Here is a 16,854-nt window from a genome sequence, read left to right on the forward strand (position 1 = left end):
AAGCGTTAACGCAGGTTAACCATGTTTGCGTTTTGTCGAGGCCAGGGACGCCTTGCCATTGAGCCGGCCGATGAGCTCGGCAATGTCGCGCGCCGGCAGCGGCCGGCTGAAGAGATAGCCCTGCACCTGCTGTATGCCGGTATGCTCCAGCATGGCATTGAGCTGCTCTTCGGTCTCCACACCCTCCGCAACGACAGTCAGGTCCAGGTCGCGGCCCAACCGCGCCACATTGGCCAGGAGGCTGAGGGCGCGCTCGTCCCCGGCGATGTCCTGAACGAAGGACCGGTCGATCTTGAGCTTGGAGAATGGCAGGGCGCTGAGATAGCTCAGCGATGAATAGCCGGTTCCGAAATCGTCAAGCGCGATCGAGATGCCCCGCGCCGAAAGGCTCTGCAACACGCTCTGGGCCAGTTCGCGTTCCTCGATAACCGCCGTTTCGGTGACTTCGAGTTCGAGGCGCGATGGTGCCAGATCGGCCTCGCGCAGGGCTCTGTCCACCAGGCTCGGCAGGTCCAGGCCGCGGAAGTCCCGGGCGGACACATTGACCGCGACGCCGATATCGCCGGACCACTGGCTGCATTGCGCCACCGCACTGCGCACCACGAAGTCCGTAATCTGGGAAATGATGCCCATTTCCTCGGCCAGCGGAATGAACGTGGTCGGGGCGATGGCGCCCAGTTCGGGATGGGTCCAACGCGCCAGCGCCTCGCAGGAGACGACCCTGCGGCTGTCAATATCGAGCAGCGGCTGGAACACCAGGGTCAGCGCGTCGGCCGCAACCGCATCGCGCAGATCCGTCTTGAGACGCTGACGATAATGGTAGTCGATATCCATCTGCGCGTGGAAGAACTGGCTGCGCCCCTTGCCCTCTCCCTTGGCGGCATAGAGCGCCAGATCCGCCTTGGTCATCAGCTCGTCCAGTTCGTCCTGGCTGGCAGGACTGGTCACCACGCCGATGCTGACCTGGGCCGAGAGCTGGTGGCCGTCGAGCACGAAAGGCTCCTGGAAGGCATCCAGCACGCTTTGCGCGTCCGCGCGGGCACGCTCGGGATCATTGCCCGACAGGGCGATGAATTCATCCCCGCCCAGGCGCGCCAGCGTGGTGCCCTTGGGCAGGGTTTCGCGCAGGCGATTTGCCGCCTGGCGCAGCAATTTGTCGCCGACCACGTGCCCGAAGCTGTCATTGACGTGCTTGAACTCGTCGATATCGAAGATCATCAGCGCGCTGGGCGAATCGGTTGCAGCGCGAGTCTCGAGCTCCTCGAGCGCCAGCTCGCCAAAATGGCTGCGGTTGGGCAGATTGGTCAGCGTGTCGTGGCGGGCCATGAAGCTGATGCGCTCCTGGGCCTCAACGCGCTCGCTGATATCCTCGAACAGCAGCACGCTGCGCTTGTCGCGGGAACTCACGGTCACTTCGTAATATCGACCCGGACTGAGCGAGAGCAGAACCTTTCCAGAGGCGCGGCGGGCAATCATGCTGGCGAGCTGCTCGACTGCCGTGCGCGGCACCCGGTCGGTGGTGCCAAGCGCGGCAAGCACCGAACCGAAGGGTTGATTGGCCAGTTGCCCGATCCCCAACATGGCAAAGACGCCATTGGCGCGCTCATTGGCCACCGTGACGACGCCGTTCTCGTCGAGCATGCAGAGACCATGCTCGAGCGTGGTGATGGCAATATCGAGCTCGGCGGCGAGGCGCGAGGCTTCTTCGCGCCCATGCACGGCAGCCAGCAGAATGGCCCTGATGTCCCCTGCGAGCTTGCGGAAGCTGATGAGCATGACCGCCAGCATGGCTGCAAGGACGATGTGATTGAGGTCGCCCAGCATCACATAGCCAATCGAGAGCGGGATGATCACCAGGCTGACCTGGATGGTGACCAGCCGGTCGAGGCCGAAATTGCGGGCCACGATGCCGACGGTGACGGCAATGGTGATCGAGGCACTGGAAAGCTCGGCAAAGGGGTCCTGCACGAAACCCATGGAGATCAGGCACCACAGGCCATAGGTCAGCGCGAGGGCCCCACCGGTCCACACCGCCCTGGTTTCCCAATGCTCTGCACCACTGATGTCGTCATCTGCAATGGCGGCGCGCCGAAAGGCGCGCATATTGGCGTCACGCACGAAACCGATCACCAGAAAGGTGACGGTGATGACGTAAAGAGGGACGGACTGGTTGCTATAGGCGGCAAGACCCGAGGTTATGGCGGTGGCGAACACGCCGCCAAGCATCGCCATCCGGTCTCCATAGACCGAGCGGACGATGGACACATAGTCCAGGGCTGGCATTGTCTTTCGGGCTGAGTTCAGCACGGAACTTTCCTCTTGCCATGCCATTTGGGGGGGCGAGCCCTTAACAAGCCCTTGCGGGCACGGCCCACCGTGCCGGTGATTCGGTTTGAGGCTGAATGGCAGGTTAATATTCGACAGTCCCGCCTATGCTGTCGCCGCTGGAGCGATCGGTGGAGCTCCGCGTTGCGTTATGGACAGGCTGATTGTGGAGGAGACCATGGTGGAGAAATTGTCGACTGCTGCGCGCCAGGAGGCATTGGCCGAACTCGGCGGCTGGTCCTATGACGCGGATGCCGATGCCCTGGTGCGGGAATACAAGTTCAGGGATTTCTCGGCAGCCTTCGCCTTCATGACCCGGGTCGCCCTGCTGGCCGAAAAGGCCGGGCACCACCCGGACTGGTCCAATGTGTACAACACCGTCTCGATCCGCCTCTCGACCCATGACGCCGGGGGGCTGAGCGAAAAGGATGTTGATCTTGCCCGACGCATCGACGCCCTGGGGGCCTGACCCGCTCCAGCCGCGCGATGAAACGACTTAGTGGAAATTGCGGCCATTGGGCATGGCGGCATAGGCGCGGCGCCGCGCCATTTCCACTTCCCGCACGGCAATGCGATCGCGACTCTGGCTGCCGGGCGGGCCTGACTTGCCTTCGTCGGCCCGGGCCATTGCGGCATCGCCAATATCCTTGCCATGCGAAAGATCGAGCAGATGCGGGGTGAGATCGGTCATGTCCTGGGCAATGATATGAATGACACCCTGCTCGGACTGCACCTTGCCGCGCACCGCCAGCATGCGACTCGAGAGCAGGACCTTGCGCAACCGGTCATCCTGGAACAGCTTGGGCCAGACCACGATATTGGCCACCCCGGTCTCGTCTTCGAGCGTCACGAAAATCACCCCACTCGCCGTGCCGGGGCGCTGGCGCACCAGTACCAGCCCGGCCACCTCCACCACGATGTCATTGGCAATGCCGGCAAGATTGTCCGCCCGCGTGGTTCCTCGCGCCATCAGCATGGGTCTGAGAAACCCGACCGGATGCCCCTTGAGCGAAAGCGAGAGCGTTGCATAGTCATGGATGACCTCCTCGCCCGGTTGCATCGGCGGCAGGCCGGCGGGCTCTTCGGCCAGCGCGACTGCGGGGGTTTCGGCAGCGGCAAAGAGCGGCAGGGTCTCCGCGCCATGCGTGCCCACCAGCCCCTTGACCGCCCAGAGCGCGTCGCGGCGGTTGAGCCCCATCGAGGCAAAGGCATCGGCCCGGGCCAGCTTTTCGAGGCTGGCAATGGGTACCCCGGTGCGCAGCCATAGATCGCGGACGGACTTGTAGCCCGCCCCGCGCCGCGCCACGATGCGGTTGATGTCGTTTTCGGCCAGGCCCTCGACAAAGCGCAGGCCCAGGCGGATGGCCCGGTTCGAAAGGATATCGCCCGCCATGTCGGCGTGGCGCTGCCAGAGATGATCGGCGGCCCGGTGTTCGGAGGCCTCCAGCACGCATTCCAGCTCGGACAGGTTGACATCGGCCTCGCGCATTTCGACGCCGTGCTCGCGCACATCGCGCACGATCTGGCTGGGCGCATAGAACCCCATGGGCTGGGAATTGAGCAGCGCGCAGGCAAAGACATCGGGGTAATGGCACTTGAACCAGCACGAGGCATAGACCAGAAGCGCGAAACTGGCCGCGTGGCTTTCGGGAAAGCCATATTCGGCAAAGCCCTGAATCTGGGCAAAGCTCTGCTTGGCAAAGGCCAGATCATAGCCATTGCCCACCATGCCGGCGATGAACTCCTCGCCGAACTGGGCAATCCTGCCGGTGCGCCGCCAGGCCGCCATGGCGCGGCGCAGCTGGTCGGCCTTGCCCGGTGAAAACCCGGCCCCGACAATGGCGATCTGCATGGCCTGCTCCTGAAACAGAGGCACGCCCAGTGTCCGTTCCAGGACATCGGCCAGGGCCGCGCTGGGATACTCGACCTTTTCCAGCCCCTGCCGGCGCCGCAGATAGGGATGCACCATATCGCCCTGGATGGGACCGGGCCGGACGATCGCGACCTCGATCACCAGGTCATAGAAGCGCGCCGGTTTCAGGCGCGGCAGCATGCTCATCTGCGCCCGGCTCTCGATCTGGAACACGCCCAGCGTGTCGGCCCGCTGGATCATGGCATAGACCCGCTCCCTGTCCATCGGCCCATCGCCGGTCTCTTCGGCCAGAAGATCCACCAGCCGCAGATCCTGTCCGTAATGGACATGGAGGAGCTCGAAGGCGCGCCGCAGGCAGGAAAGCATGCCCAAAGCGAGGATATCGACCTTGAGGATGCCCAGGGCATCGATATCGTCCTTGTTCCATTCGATGATGGAGCGGCTGTCCATGGCCGACTGGCCGATGGGGACGAGGCTTTCGAGCGAATCGCGGGTGATGACGAAGCCGCCCACATGCTGGCTGAGATGGCGGGGGAAGCCCTTGAGCACCTTGACCACCTCGAACATCTGCGCCAGCACCGGGTCGTCGGGATTGAGCCCCAGCCCAACCAGATCCTTGAGATTGACCGAACTACCCCAGCCCCAGTGCAGCTGGTTGAAGGCGGCAATGGTGTCGTCGGAGACCCCGAACACCTTGGCGCTTTCGCGAATGGCGCTTTTCGAGCGATAGCAGATCACATTGGCCGTCAGCCCGGTGCGGCGCCCGCCATATTTCTCATAGACATATTGCATCACCTCCTCGCGCCGCTCGTGCTCGAAATCGACGTCGATATCGGGCGGTTCGTCCCGCTCGGTGGAGATGAAGCGGCCAAACACCAGATTGGCCTTGGCCGGGTCGACTTCGGTGATTTCGAGGCAGAAGCACACGGCCGAATTGGCCGCCGAGCCGCGCCCCTGACACAGGATATGCCGTTCATGCCGGGCATAGCGGACAATGTCGTGCACGGTAAGGAAATAGGCCGCGTAGTGCTTGTAGGCGATCAGGCACAATTCGGTCCAAAGCGAGCGCTTGACCGCTTCGGGGACGCCCGCGGGATAGCGTTTTTCAGCCCCTTCCCAAGTCAGCCGCTCCAGCGTCTGCTGCGCCGTCTCGCCCGTGCCGATCGTCTCCTCGGGATAATTATATTTGAGCTGGTCGAGCGAAAAACCGATGCGGGCAACAAAGGCCTGCGTCTGGGCAATGGCGTCGGGATGGCCGGCAAAGAGTCGGGCCATTTCCCTTGGGTTTTTGAGATGCCGCTCGGCACTGGCGGCGAGGCGGAAACCGGCTTCTTCCAGCGTCACATGCTCGCGGATGCAGGTGACCACATCGAGCACCAGGCATCGATCAGGCTCGTGATAGCGCACATCATTGCTGGCGATCATGGCAGCGCCGTGCCGGCCGGCGAGTGCGGCAACGCGGTTGAGCCGGGCGCGGTCCTGCCCGTCGAAGCGGGGCACCCCGGCCACCCAGACCCGCCCGGGCGCCTTGCGCCCCAGATGATCAAGGGTCTTTTCGGTTCGGCCCCAATCCGCCTCATCGGGCATGAGGATGAAGAGCTGGCCCTGCGAAAAATCCTCCGGCGGGCCCTGAAGCTGCGTCGAAGCCGGATTGCCAGAGCCGAACAGATCATCGAACAGCAGCACGGGATTGCCCTTTTCACCCCGCCTGTTGGCAATGGTGAGCAGCTTGCAGAGCCGCCCATAGGCTACCCGGTCGCTCGGATAGGCGATGATGTCGGGCGTATCGTCGGCAAAGCAGAGGCGCACCCCGACCAGATAGCGGAACCCCGGCGCGATCTCACCCCTGTCGCGCGCCGTCACATAGCCACGCACCACCCCGGCAAAGCTGTTGCGATCGCACAGGCCCAGGGCATTCATGCCCATATGCATGGCCCCGGCCACCAGCTCCTCCGGATGCGAGCCGCCGCGCAGGAAGGAGAAATTGCTGGTCGTGACCAGTTCGGCATAGGCCGGGGATGGGGCCGGGACGGAAGGGCCGGCCGGCGCCGGCCGGGACAGGGAGACGATCTGGTTCATGCGAACAGCCCATGCACATACCAGGCCGGATGCACCGGCCCACCATAGAGCCCCTGCCGGAACAGCCAGAACCGCCGCCCCTCCTCATCCTCGACCCGGTAATAATCACGCGTGCCGGCTTCTGGATCGAACAGCGGCAGATCGGGGATATGGGGTTGGGGCTCACCCTCTTTCGGCCGGGCCGGCGGCACCAGTTGCAACCGCTCCCCGGTCCGCCACCATTCGGCGCTGATGCGCTCCGGCCCGGCCGCCTTGACCAGCCGATAGCTCTGGCGCCGCCAGATCATCGATGCGGGCAGGCCATCGGGCACTTCGGCATTGATGGAAACCGGCTCGGGCATGGGCAACAGGCGCAAGGGCCGGACAAGGCGCGGCGGCTGCACCGGATTGGGCATTGCCGCCACCGCCGGGACCAGCCTTGCCGCCCGCTCGGGAATATGGCTGGCCACCAGCTCGGTCTGCAGCACCGCCTCGCTCCCCAGCCGGCTTCCCAGCCGGTCGAGCAGGCGATCGAGTTCATTGAGCCCGGTTTGGGTGGCAAAGGCGCCGGTCTGCAGTGCATCGAGCCGGTCAAGGGAACTGACTGCCAGGCGCACCATGTCGATGCCGAAACCGGCGTCATATTCCCCCTCCAGCCGCTGCGCCCGATGCCGGAACAGATCGGTGATGTGGCTGGGATCGCGCGTGACCCGCGCCGAATTGAGCGAAAGCGTCATCACCTTGTGGTCGACGCGATAGAGAAACAGGTGAAAACTCTGCCCGCCCAGCCCCGCCTTTTCCAGCTGGCAGGACAGTTGCACCGCCAGGTCCTGGGTCACCGCCAGCACGTCGTCCATCAGCGCGATGGGATCGGCAAAGCGATGTTCGACCGCGTGATCGACCTGCGGCAGGCGCGGCGCCATGCGCTCCTCGATCTCGCCGAAGGCCTGATCGATCCGGACCAGCAGCGACTGCCCGAACCGCGCCTGCAGCGGTTTGCGCGGCCGGGCACGCAACTGCCCGATACGCAACAGCCCCATCTGCGACAGGGTGGCAATTTGCTGCGGATCGAGCCGCAGGGCCGCCACCGGCAGGGCATCGAGCACACCTTCCAGCGCTTCGGGCCCGACCACCTGGCTGCGTGCAAAATGACTGACCGCCCAGGCCGCCCCGATGGTGGGGGCAATGGCCCCGGCCACCGTATAGCCCAGCACCCGGAGGCGGCCGAGCAGCAGGCGCAGCATTGCCGCCTCGCCGCCAAAGAGATGGCTGACCCCGGTAATGTCGAGCACCAGATCGCCATAGGGCGCAAGATCGGTGAGCACCGAGACCAGGGGACTGGCATTGGAATGCCAGTCGGCAAGATCGGCAAAGCCGGCTTCGAGCGCCGCCGGATCGTGTTCGCGCACGATCAGCCGGGGCACCATGGCCCGGGCATCTGCCAGGTTCTGGCCATGCCGCAGCCCCAGGGCCATGGCTTCGGCATCGAGAGCCGCGAGGCGCAGTCCCCCCTTGATCCGCTCATAGAGCACCAGGGGCGCTTCGAGCGCCGGATCACGCCGTTTGAGATAGTCGGTCGCCCAATGCGGCAGGTAGAGCACCAGAAAGCGTCGCTCCGGTGCCAGACCGGTTCGCCCCATGGATATGGGTAGGGAGTGTTGCAAAGCCATTTTCAGTCCATTCCAGGTGCCATGCGCCCTGACGTTTGATGGTAATTCCCCGCTCGAGCGTGAGGCGCCAGCGCGCCGGGCCCGGTGCCCCCGGATCATGACGCTGGCGGCCGGAACGGACCGGTTCCAGATGCCAGCGCAGATGCGCGGCACTGGCCTCCCGACCCCGGCCATAGCGCAACAGGAACAAGGAGGTGCCCGCTTCGGCGGCCCGGAGACTCAATCGCCGGCTGGCCGTGAAATCGAGCGGCTGGGGCATCGCGCCGATATCGGCCAGGATGCCCGCGACCGCGCCGCAGCACAGCGCCTCCTCGGCTGTCCAGAGCAGTTCGGTCATATTGGCCGCCCGCACGATCACCAGCCGGGCCGGGTCGAGGCCGAAGCTGATCAGGCCCGGCCCATAGGGCACCCCGAAGAACTGCCCGTCCTGGGCCAGATGCAGATAGAGCAGTGCCGGCCGCCGGGGATTGAGCAATCCCCTCCCCTGCCCCAGTGCGAAAGCCAGGCTCGCCCCGCCATTGCGCGCGCTGTCGGTGAAGACCTCCTGCACCAGCCCGCCCGGGAACGCCGGAAAGCCCTCACTCAAGCCTGCATCAGCCGGTCCATGCGCGTCCAGCAGCGCCGGCTTGCGTTCGATATCGGCAATGACATCCCGCAGCGCGGCAAGGCGCTGTTGCTGGTTCGGGGTCTGCATGGGGCGACCATATGCGTGAACAAAGAGAGAACATTTAGACTCCGAATCCGCGCAGAGTCGAGTCCCTTTTCCGCCCCGCCGGTGTGGCCTGGCTGCATCAACCGCGCTCAAGACCGCGTGAGGCAGCCACCAAGCCCATTGAGCCGCGCCCGCTTATGGCTAAGTCTCGTCAGGCCTGCCTCCCGGCGCGCATCGCCATATTTCCCATCGACCCCGACGGAGGCAGACAGCCATGTTCGAGGCCCTGACCCGCTTGTTCGCAAAATCCGAAGCACCGTCGGACCTGCACGATCCCAAACTGGCCGTGGCCGCCCTGCTGGTGCACCTGGCCGCCGTCGACGGCTCCATGCAGGAGGCCGAACGCAAGGCCATTCGCGGCGCCCTGATGGACCACTACGATATCGACGAGGCCAGCGTCGACCGGCTGATCCGGGAAGCCGCGCGGCGCGACGCCGAGGCAGTCGATTTCTACAAGTTCACCAGCGGGCTGACCCAGCTCGACATGGAAGACCGCGTGGAGATCATCCGCATGATGTGGACCGTCGTCTTTGCCGACCGGCAGAACCACGAGCTGGAAGACAATATGGTCTGGCGCATCGCCGAACTGATCGGCGTCTCCAGCCGCGACCGCACGATCCTGCGCAATCAGATCCGCGGCCGGACCGCATCCGAGCCCGAAGAGGGCTAAACCCTGGCGCCAGCCTAATAGGCCTCGAACCTGCCGATGATCTCGACCTCATCACTCATGCAGTCGAAATCGCCGGCCTTGTCGGCCGCTTCCCGCGCCAGCTCATTGGCATTGGCATTGGCGCGCGCATCCACATAGGCGATGTGGCAGCTATTGCCCTCGGCAATTTGAGTCACCACCAGGACTTGGCCGCTGTCCTCGCCCGTCTCTGGATCGGCGGTGTAGTAGCGCACGATTGTGGCGATGGGGAACCAGCGTCCCAGCGCATTGCTGAGCCGCCACTCGAGCTTGCTGCCCAGCGTGTTGAACGGCGGCAGGGTCTGGAAGCCGACGCTGCTTTCATCGGCATCGAAGCCATAGCTGAGCGAGAACCGCAGATCGCCCTCCTGCACCAGCAGCGGAAAACCCTTGTAGCCCGGGCAGGACCAGGAGGCGCCGAAATCATCGGCGTCCAGCACCAGGCACTGGTCGAGATCGAGATCGGTATAGGCGCTGGTAAAGCCCGACTGGGCCATCGCTGCCGGCGTCGAAACGGCCAGCAGCAGGGTCGAAAAAGCCAATAGAGTGTTCAGTTTGGCCATGGCTCTCCTCATGTCGGGACTGGCGTCATCCCGATGATCCAGATCAATATGCTCACCAGATGACCATGCCAGATTGCTGCGCACAAGGAGACGGCACCATGTTCAAGTCCATTCTCGTCGCCACCGACGGATCCGACCTCGCCAACAAGGCGCTCGATGTGGCGCTCGAGCTGGCGCGGACCAACGGCGCCGCGCTGACCATCCTGACGGCCACCGACCCGGTCAGCACCGGCATCGGCTCGGGCGGCTTCGGCACCATCGATGCCGGCCCCATCGTGGCGCGGCTTGAAGAAGCCTATGCAGCCGAAGCCGCAGACCTCCTTGCCAAGGCCCGCCACCGGGCGCAAGAGGCTGGAATTGCTGCACAAATCCTGCACCTGCCGCGCCATCGCCCCGCCGACGGCATCCTCGAAACGGCGGCGGAACGCTCCTGCGACCTCATCGTCATGGGGTCGCATGGCCGGCGCGGGCTCAACCGCCTGCTGCTCGGCAGCCAGGCCGCCGAGGTGCTGGCGCGCGCCACCATTCCGGTGCTGATCGTCAAGTAATGCAGGGCCGCCCCGGCGGATTTGGACCTTGCCTTTGCCCGCCATTGCGGGCAGAACCGCGCCAACTCCCGGACCCCTCCCGAACGGCCAAAGTGAACGACATGAATATCGATGCGATCCCCACCGGCAAGAACCCGCCCGACGAGCTCAACGTCATCATCGAAGTGCCGCTTGGCGGCGAGCCGATCAAGTATGAAATCGACAAGGATTCGGGCGCGCTCTTCGTCGACCGCTTCCTCTATACGCCCATGCGCTATCCCGGGAACTACGGCTTCGTGCCCCACACCCTGTGCGGCGACGGCGACCCGCTCGACGTCATCGTTATGAATTCGCGCCCGCTGGTGCCCGGCGCCGTGGTGCGCTCGCGGCCCGTCGGCGTGCTGTTCATGGAAGACGATGGCGGCCAGGACGAGAAGATCATCGCCGTGCCGGTTTCCAAGCTCACCCGCATGTATGACAATATCCAGGATATCGGCGACATGCCCGAAATCCAGCTCGAGCGCGTGAAGCACTTCTTCACCCACTACAAGGATCTCGAACCCGGCAAGTGGGCCCGCATCGACCGCATCGGCGGCATCGAGGAGGCCCGCAGGGTAATCCTCGAAAGCATCGACATGGCCAAGAAGGCCTGATCGCAGGATTGCAAGGGGCGGCCTCAGGGTCGCCCTTCTTGTCTGAGGCTAGAAAAGGCTCACCCCTTCGCCGGCCCGGATGCGATCCATGATCGCCTGGCACCCATCGGACAGGGACCGGTAGTTCTGGTCGAGACAGGCCTGCATGGCATCGCCATAGCCGACGCCGTCACAATAGGCCTTGGCATCATCACCACAGACCCGCGACAATTCCCAGACTGATACGGCCATGACCTGGCCGGTGGCCAAGAGCGTGAGGCCTGCAATCCAACCCAGTCGACGCATGTCTGATGCTCCCTTTGGTGACGTGTCGTCCTGCTTGGATACGTTGGATTGGCGATGCCGGTTCACCGGCCATCTTGCCAGCCCGCCCCGGCGCGGGCTCTATGCCTGCCATGACCTTCCCCACGCCCTATGACGGCTCGTCGCCGTTGTTCCGCATCGGCACGAAGCCGCTCGACCCGCAGGACTGGCTCGAACCCGACGCGGCCATGACGAACCAATTGGCCGAAAAGGCGCGGCTCCTGGCCGAGCGGACCGAGGCGGTGTTTGCGGACCTGCCGGAGAGCCGGCCTGCCCAGGCCGAGCTGCTGGCGCTGCTGGTCGACCATCTCCCAAGCCGATTTCCGGAATTATGGCGCCATAGCAGCGCTGGAATGCTTGTGATTGCGACGGACGAGACGGTTCCGCTCGACACCGAGGAAAGCCCGCTACGGACGGCGGCAAGGCTGGTGCAGGACGACCTTCTTGTGCTCGGGCGCGCCGAGGACGGCTGGCGGCTGACCGCGGGCAGTCTCTGTTTCCCTTCGTCCTGGGTCCTCGCCGAGAAAATGGGAAGAGTGCTGGCCGACATTCACGCGCCCGTCCCCGGCTTCGGCCCCGGCACGCGGCAGGCCGAAGTGATGGCGCGCATGTTCGACGCGCTGCGAGTCGAGACGCCGATGATCCGCTGGAATTTTTCGCTCTATGGCGATGACCGGCTTCATCATCCCGATGTCTCGGGACCGGACGCGCAGCGCTTCGGCAGTGGCGAGCGGGCCGATCCGGTCTATCTGCGGGTCGAGCGGCAGACCCTGCGCAAACTGCCGGAAACGGGGGCGATCGCCTTTTCCATCCGCATTTCCCTCGATCCGCTGGAGCGGCTGGAGGCGCATGCGGATGGGGCGCAAATTGCGGCCTCGCTGATGGGGCAGATCGAGGCGCTCACGCCGGAGCAACTCGCCTACAAGGGGCTGACGCGGGAGAAGGACCGGGTGGTGAAGAGGCTGGGTGAGATTGCCCTCGATGGCAAGGCATTCGCCGGTGCAACTCCTCCCCCTTGACGGGGGAGGTTGGGTGGGGGTGCGCAACGCGCTGGTGCCCCGAAGCGGACACCCTGCACGCGAGCCCCCCACCTAGCTTTGCTACGGCCTTCGGCCAAGCGCCGCTACCCTCCCCGCAAGGGGGAGGGAGACGCAGGAGCCAGGGCACCTGTGCCCTAGGCCTTCTTGGCGTAGACCTGCACCACATTGCCCTTGGGCGTCGCGTCGCAGCGAACCAGCTCCAGCCGCGTGGTCGGATCGCCGGGCTCGAACAGGTGCCGGCCCTCGCCCGCCACCACCGGATGGGTGATCAACGAAAGTTCGTCCATCAGCCCGGCAAAGAGCAATTGCCGCACCAGCGAAATGCCGCCCATGGCGGCGATCTCGCCGCCGGGCTGCGCCTTCAAACCGCGCACGAAATCGACGACATCGCCATCGATCAGCGATGAATTGGCCCAGCTCGCCATGTCGGTCGCGCCCAGCGTGTTCGAGGCCACATATTTGGGCACACCATTGATGAAGGCGGCAAAATCCATGTCCTGATCGGCCTTTGGCCAATAGCCGGCCCATTCCGACCAGCCGACCCGGCCCATCAGCACGGTGTCGACCCGGTTCTGCACCCCGGTCAGCATCTCGCCCAGTGCATCGTCAAAGCTGTCGAACTGGAACTTGAACGGGTCCTCGACCACGCCATCGACGGAATGAAAAAGCCCGGCTGTCACTTTACGCATTGGATTGTCCCTCTGGTTTCGGGCGGCACATTACCGCCCGTTTCGCTGAGGCGACGAGGGAGGGGTGAGGGGTTCGACATTTTTGTTTTGTGGTTTTCTGTGCGTTCCCAACCACCCCCTCCCAGCCTCCCCCATCAAGGGGGAGGTATCGCGTCGTGCTCGCTGACGCATCCTTCCCAGACGCTGACACCTCTCCTGTGATGTGTCCGAAGGTCGAGGCAAGTACCAACCTTCACCTCCCCCTTGATGGGGGAGGCTGGGAGGGGGTGGCGCCGCTTGCATCGAGGGCAGCTAGGACAATGTCATAGACTGCTTCTGTCCCTTCGGTGACCTCCTGGTTGTTGAAGCGCAGAACCTGGTAGCCTTCGCCCTCCAAGAAGGCCGTGCGGACTGCATCGTACCGCATGCCCTGCTCAGTGAAATGCGTCCGCCGTCAATTTCAACGATCAGTCGCGCCGGATGGCAGACGAAATCAACGACATAGCGGCCCATCGGCGCCTGCTTACGGAAATGCCAGCCCATCTGGCGGATGGGATAGAGCAAACGCCAGAACCGCACCTCGGCAAGGGTGGGGGTTTGGCGGAGTTTGCGGGGTAGTGAGTTGCGGGCCATGTCGGTTCACCCCCTCCCTGCCTCCCCCATAAAGGGGGAGGTGCCGTATCGGGTTCGTCTCAAAACCTCTGCGAGAAGCACTACAATTTCTCCGCTTGGACAGACATTCGGGCGAACACCGAGCTCCACTTCCCCCTTGATGGGGGAGGCAGGGAGGGGGTGATGCCGTACCAACCAAAAAGCCCGGAGCTTTCGCCCCGGGCCTTCTTCAGTTCAGTTGAGGCGAATGCCTCACATCCCCATATGCGCCAGCACCGCCAAGAGCAGCAGGGCCACGATATTGGTGATCTTGATCATCGGGTTGACGGCGGGGCCCGCCGTGTCCTTGTAGGGGTCGCCGACGGTGTCGCCGGTGACCGAGGCCTTGTGCGCGTCGCTGCCCTTCTGGTGGGTGACGCCGTGGCTGTCGGTAAAGCCGTCCTCGAAGCTCTTCTTGGCATTGTCCCAGGCACCGCCGCCCGCCGTCATCGAGATGGCGACGAAAAGGCCGGTGACGATGACACCCATGAGCATGGCGCCCAGGGAGGAGAACGCGTTGGCCTGGCCGGCAATCCAGAGGATGACGAGATAGACCACGATGGGTGAGAGCACCGGCAACAGGCTCGGCACGATCATTTCCTTGATCGCCGCCTTGGTGAGCATGTCGACGGCACGGCCATAATCGGGCTTGTCGGTGCCGGCCATGATGCCCGGCTTTTCCTTGAACTGGCGGCGCACTTCCACCACCACCGACTGGGCGGCGCGGCCCACGGCAGTCATCGACATGCCGCCGAAGAGGAAGGGCAGCAGCCCACCGAAGAGCAGGCCCACCACCACGTAAGGGTTGGCGAGGTCGAAGCTGACGGTGAGGTCGGTGAAGTAGTGCTTGAGATCCTCGGTATAGGCCGCGAAGAGCACCAAGGCGCCAAGGCCGGCCGAGCCGATGGCATAGCCCTTGGTGACCGCCTTGGTGGTGTTGCCCACGGCATCGAGCGCGTCGGTATTGTGGCGCACTTCCTTGTCGAGACCGGCCATTTCGGCAATGCCGCCGGCATTGTCGGTGACCGGGCCGAAGGCGTCGAGCGCCACGATGATGCCGGCCAGGGCCAGCATGGTGGCGACAGCCACGGCGATGCCGAAGAGACCCGCCAGCGAATAGGTGACGATAATGCCGGCAATGATGGTCACGGCCGGCAGCGCCGTCGATTCCAGCGACACGGCAAGGCCCTGGATGACATTGGTACCGTGGCCGGTGACCGAGGCTTCGGCAATCGAGTTCACCGGGCGGCGATTGGTGCCGGTGTAATATTCGGTGATGACGATGATGAGACCGGTAATGACCAGGCCCACCACGCCGCACCAGAACAGGCTCCAGGGGGTAAAGGTCTTTCCGGCCGTCTCGATGACCGCATTCATGTCGCCGAACATCAACCAGAGCACCGGCAAGAGCGCCACCAGCGAGAGCACGCCGGTGGCGATGACGCCCTTATAGAGCGCGCCCATGATGTTGTTGCCCGCGCCGAGCTTGACGAAATAGGTGCCGATGATCGAGGTGACGACGCAGGCGCCGCCAATGGCGAGCGGCAGCACCATGCCGGTCAGCTTGAAAGCATCGGGCAGGATGATGGCCGCCAGCACCATGGTGGCAACGATGGTCACCACATAGGTTTCAAACAGGTCGGCGGCCATGCCGGCGCAGTCCCCGACATTGTCGCCCACATTGTCGGCAATGGTGGCCGGGTTGCGCGGATCGTCCTCGGGAATGCCGGCCTCGACCTTGCCCACCATGTCGCCGCCGACATCCGCACCCTTGGTGAAGATGCCACCGCCCAGACGGGCGAAGATGGAAATCAGCGACGCGCCGAAGCTCAGCGCCACCAGCGCATCGATGACGGTGCGGCTGGTGGGATCAAACCCCATGCCGGTCAGGATGATGAAATAAAGCGTGACGCCCAGAAGCCCGAGCCCCGCCACCAGCATGCCGGTGACCGCGCCGGACTTGAAGGCCAGGTCCAGTCCCTTGGCCAGCGAACCGACGGCCGCCTGGGCGACACGCACATTGGCCCGGACCGAGACATTCATGCCGATGAAGCCGGCCGCGCCCGAGAGCACGGCGCCGATCAGGAAGCCGATGGCGGCATAGATGCCCAGGAGAAAATAGGCGGCGATGAGAATGACCACGCCGACAATGGCGATGGTGGTATATTGCCGCTTGAGATAGGCCGAGGCCCCCTCCCGCACGGCGGCCGAGATTTCCTGCATGCGCGCCGACCCCGCATCGGCCTTGAGCAGGCCCTGGGTGGTCACCACGCCATAGACGATAGACAGGCCGCCGCACGCAACGATCAGCCAAAGTGCCAGATCCATAAGAAGTCCCTCGAAAAGTTTCCTCCGAGGGCCCGCGCTGGTCCTGGCCGGGTCTTTCGCCCGGTCCGCTCCCCGCCCTCCATCGGGCCCCCTCCGGGGAGGGAGCTTAACGGGAATAATGGGTTAAGCAATGGTGATTGCGCGCTTTTGTCGCGGCGCCTAGCCGGCGAGCGCGGCCAGACGGGTCACGAGGTCGGGAGTGGACGGGGCGACCAGCAGGGTCTTGAGGCGGCTCGTCTCTCCGCTCACCACGCCGAGCGCGGATTTTGGCACGCCCAGCGCCTTGGCCAGGAGCGCGATGACGGCGGCATTGGCCTTGCCCTTGTCGGGCACGGCGCGCACGCGGACGCGCAGCACGCTGGTGCCGTCATCGCGGCTTTCGATGCCCTCGATGGCATCGCGTCCGGCATTGGGGGTGACGCGCAGGTGGAGGATCAGCCCGGCTTCCGTCGGCCGGGCAAATCCGGGCAGATCGGACAAATGCGGTCAGATCCCGGCGCGAATGACGGCCGGATAGATGTAATAGCCGATGATCGACTGGATGAAGAAGATGATCAGGAAGGCAATCAGCGGCGACAGGTCGAGGCCCGAGAAATTGGGCATGAAGCGGCGGATGGGCCGCAGCACCGGCTCGGTGAGCTGGTTCACCACCTGCCAGATCATCGCCACGAACTGATTGCGCGTATTGATGACATTGAACGAGATCAGCCAGCTCATGATGATCATGATGAGCAGCACCCACCAATAAAGCTGAAGCAGGATCAGGATGATGTCGAGCACGGCGCGCATGGGCGT

Annotated in this window: 16 protein-coding genes and 1 pseudogene; 5 read left to right on the top strand and 12 right to left on the bottom strand. The window is 64.3% G+C overall.

The annotated features are described in order from the left end of the window. Positions 1–15: 15 nt before the first annotated feature. The gene (locus K1X15_RS19710) at positions 16–2,283 is read right to left on the bottom strand and encodes a putative bifunctional diguanylate cyclase/phosphodiesterase (protein ID WP_220305233.1); all 2,268 of its coding nucleotides are present in this window, start codon (positions 2,281–2,283) and stop codon (positions 16–18) included. A 220-nt stretch (positions 2,284–2,503) separates the two neighbouring features. Here K1X15_RS19710 and K1X15_RS19715 point away from each other — a divergent pair, with 220 nt between their 5' ends. Then, positions 2,504–2,794 carry a 4a-hydroxytetrahydrobiopterin dehydratase gene (locus K1X15_RS19715; protein ID WP_220305234.1) on the top strand — a complete coding sequence of 97 codons (291 nt, stop codon included), beginning with the start codon at positions 2,504–2,506 and terminating at the stop codon, positions 2,792–2,794. 27 nt (positions 2,795–2,821) lie between these two features. Here K1X15_RS19715 and K1X15_RS19720 read toward each other — a convergent pair whose 3' ends face one another. Genes K1X15_RS19720 through K1X15_RS19730 form a run of 3 tightly spaced genes read right to left on the bottom strand, consistent with a single transcriptional unit; the run spans position 2,822 to position 8,620 of the window. After that, on the bottom strand, positions 2,822–6,277 hold the full coding sequence (locus tag K1X15_RS19720) for an error-prone DNA polymerase (protein WP_220305235.1): 3,456 nt from the start codon (positions 6,275–6,277) through the stop codon (positions 2,822–2,824). After that, positions 6,274–7,926: a Y-family DNA polymerase gene (locus tag K1X15_RS19725; RefSeq protein WP_220305236.1), complete on the bottom strand. Its 1,653-nt coding sequence runs from the start codon at positions 7,924–7,926 to the stop codon at positions 6,274–6,276. Before K1X15_RS19725 ends, K1X15_RS19720 begins: the two co-directional genes overlap by 4 nt. Next, a complete protein-coding gene (locus K1X15_RS19730; RefSeq protein ID WP_220305237.1) occupies positions 7,811–8,620 on the bottom strand; it encodes an ImuA family protein in 810 nt (269 codons plus the stop codon). Before K1X15_RS19730 ends, K1X15_RS19725 begins: the two co-directional genes overlap by 116 nt. Before the next feature lie 232 nt (positions 8,621–8,852). Here K1X15_RS19730 and K1X15_RS19735 point away from each other — a divergent pair, with 232 nt between their 5' ends. Next, complete coding sequence (locus K1X15_RS19735; protein WP_220305238.1) at positions 8,853–9,308, top strand: tellurite resistance TerB family protein; 456 nt, start codon at positions 8,853–8,855, stop codon at positions 9,306–9,308. Between the two features lie 14 nt (positions 9,309–9,322). Here K1X15_RS19735 and K1X15_RS19740 read toward each other — a convergent pair whose 3' ends face one another. After that, positions 9,323–9,889 carry a hypothetical protein gene (locus K1X15_RS19740; RefSeq protein WP_220305239.1) on the bottom strand — a complete coding sequence of 189 codons (567 nt, stop codon included), beginning with the start codon at positions 9,887–9,889 and terminating at the stop codon, positions 9,323–9,325. A gap of 98 nt (positions 9,890–9,987) precedes the next feature. Here K1X15_RS19740 and K1X15_RS19745 point away from each other — a divergent pair, with 98 nt between their 5' ends. Beyond that, positions 9,988–10,437, top strand: a complete 450-nt coding sequence (locus K1X15_RS19745) for a universal stress protein (RefSeq protein WP_220305240.1) — start codon at positions 9,988–9,990, stop codon at positions 10,435–10,437. A 101-nt stretch (positions 10,438–10,538) separates the two neighbouring features. Beyond that, complete coding sequence (gene ppa, locus K1X15_RS19750) at positions 10,539–11,069, top strand: inorganic diphosphatase (protein WP_220307632.1); 531 nt, start codon at positions 10,539–10,541, stop codon at positions 11,067–11,069. Positions 11,070–11,117: 48 nt separating this feature from the next. Here ppa and K1X15_RS19755 read toward each other — a convergent pair whose 3' ends face one another. Further along, the gene (locus tag K1X15_RS19755; protein WP_220305241.1) at positions 11,118–11,354 is read right to left on the bottom strand and encodes a hypothetical protein; all 237 of its coding nucleotides are present in this window, start codon (positions 11,352–11,354) and stop codon (positions 11,118–11,120) included. Positions 11,355–11,455: 101 nt separating this feature from the next. Between K1X15_RS19755 and K1X15_RS19760 the strand changes: the two genes are divergently transcribed. Then, positions 11,456–12,391, top strand: a complete 936-nt coding sequence (locus tag K1X15_RS19760) for a heme-dependent oxidative N-demethylase family protein (RefSeq protein ID WP_220305242.1) — start codon at positions 11,456–11,458, stop codon at positions 12,389–12,391. A gap of 155 nt (positions 12,392–12,546) precedes the next feature. On the opposite strand, the gene K1X15_RS19765 is transcribed toward K1X15_RS19760, so the two are convergent. From K1X15_RS19765 to K1X15_RS19785, 6 genes and pseudogenes are all read right to left on the bottom strand, one after another. Continuing rightward, positions 12,547–13,101: a dihydrofolate reductase family protein gene (locus K1X15_RS19765; RefSeq protein WP_220305243.1), complete on the bottom strand. Its 555-nt coding sequence runs from the start codon at positions 13,099–13,101 to the stop codon at positions 12,547–12,549. A 232-nt stretch (positions 13,102–13,333) separates the two neighbouring features. Beyond that, complete coding sequence (locus tag K1X15_RS21675; RefSeq protein ID WP_420828352.1) at positions 13,334–13,507, bottom strand: DUF559 domain-containing protein; 174 nt, start codon at positions 13,505–13,507, stop codon at positions 13,334–13,336. Between the two features lie 26 nt (positions 13,508–13,533). Then, positions 13,534–13,713 (bottom strand): annotated as a pseudogene (locus K1X15_RS21680) (endonuclease domain-containing protein); the annotation flags it as partial. Between the two features lie 231 nt (positions 13,714–13,944). After that, entirely contained in the window at positions 13,945–16,059 is a 2,115-nt protein-coding gene (locus tag K1X15_RS19775; RefSeq protein WP_220305245.1) for a sodium-translocating pyrophosphatase, read from the bottom strand. A gap of 159 nt (positions 16,060–16,218) precedes the next feature. Beyond that, on the bottom strand, positions 16,219–16,530 hold the full coding sequence (locus tag K1X15_RS19780) for a DUF167 family protein (RefSeq protein ID WP_420828382.1): 312 nt from the start codon (positions 16,528–16,530) through the stop codon (positions 16,219–16,221). 15 nt (positions 16,531–16,545) lie between these two features. Next, positions 16,546–16,848 (bottom strand): YggT family protein, encoded by a 303-nt coding sequence (locus K1X15_RS19785; RefSeq protein WP_220305247.1) that lies wholly within the window; start codon positions 16,846–16,848, stop codon positions 16,546–16,548. Between the last annotated feature and the right edge of the window lie 6 nt (positions 16,849–16,854).

The organism is Devosia salina (genome assembly GCF_019504385.1).
GTDB classification, from domain to species: domain Bacteria; phylum Pseudomonadota; class Alphaproteobacteria; order Rhizobiales; family Devosiaceae; genus Devosia; species Devosia salina.

Coding starts and splice junctions, on each gene's coding strand:
- K1X15_RS19710 (WP_220305233.1), bottom strand. CDS start 2,283: ATGCCAGCCCTGGACTATGTGTCCATCGTCCGCTCGGTCTATGGAGAC.
- K1X15_RS19715 (WP_220305234.1), top strand. CDS start 2,504: ATGGTGGAGAAATTGTCGACTGCTGCGCGCCAGGAGGCATTGGCCGAA.
- K1X15_RS19720 (WP_220305235.1), bottom strand. CDS start 6,277: ATGAACCAGATCGTCTCCCTGTCCCGGCCGGCGCCGGCCGGCCCTTCC.
- K1X15_RS19725 (WP_220305236.1), bottom strand. CDS start 7,926: ATGGCTTTGCAACACTCCCTACCCATATCCATGGGGCGAACCGGTCTG.
- K1X15_RS19730 (WP_220305237.1), bottom strand. CDS start 8,620: ATGCAGACCCCGAACCAGCAACAGCGCCTTGCCGCGCTGCGGGATGTC.
- K1X15_RS19735 (WP_220305238.1), top strand. CDS start 8,853: ATGTTCGAGGCCCTGACCCGCTTGTTCGCAAAATCCGAAGCACCGTCG.
- K1X15_RS19740 (WP_220305239.1), bottom strand. CDS start 9,889: ATGGCCAAACTGAACACTCTATTGGCTTTTTCGACCCTGCTGCTGGCC.
- K1X15_RS19745 (WP_220305240.1), top strand. CDS start 9,988: ATGTTCAAGTCCATTCTCGTCGCCACCGACGGATCCGACCTCGCCAAC.
- ppa (WP_220307632.1), top strand. CDS start 10,539: ATGAATATCGATGCGATCCCCACCGGCAAGAACCCGCCCGACGAGCTC.
- K1X15_RS19755 (WP_220305241.1), bottom strand. CDS start 11,354: ATGCGTCGACTGGGTTGGATTGCAGGCCTCACGCTCTTGGCCACCGGC.
- K1X15_RS19760 (WP_220305242.1), top strand. CDS start 11,456: ATGCCTGCCATGACCTTCCCCACGCCCTATGACGGCTCGTCGCCGTTG.
- K1X15_RS19765 (WP_220305243.1), bottom strand. CDS start 13,101: ATGCGTAAAGTGACAGCCGGGCTTTTTCATTCCGTCGATGGCGTGGTC.
- K1X15_RS21675 (WP_420828352.1), bottom strand. CDS start 13,507: ATGCGGTACGATGCAGTCCGCACGGCCTTCTTGGAGGGCGAAGGCTAC.
- K1X15_RS19775 (WP_220305245.1), bottom strand. CDS start 16,059: ATGGATCTGGCACTTTGGCTGATCGTTGCGTGCGGCGGCCTGTCTATC.
- K1X15_RS19785 (WP_220305247.1), bottom strand. CDS start 16,848: ATGCGCGCCGTGCTCGACATCATCCTGATCCTGCTTCAGCTTTATTGG.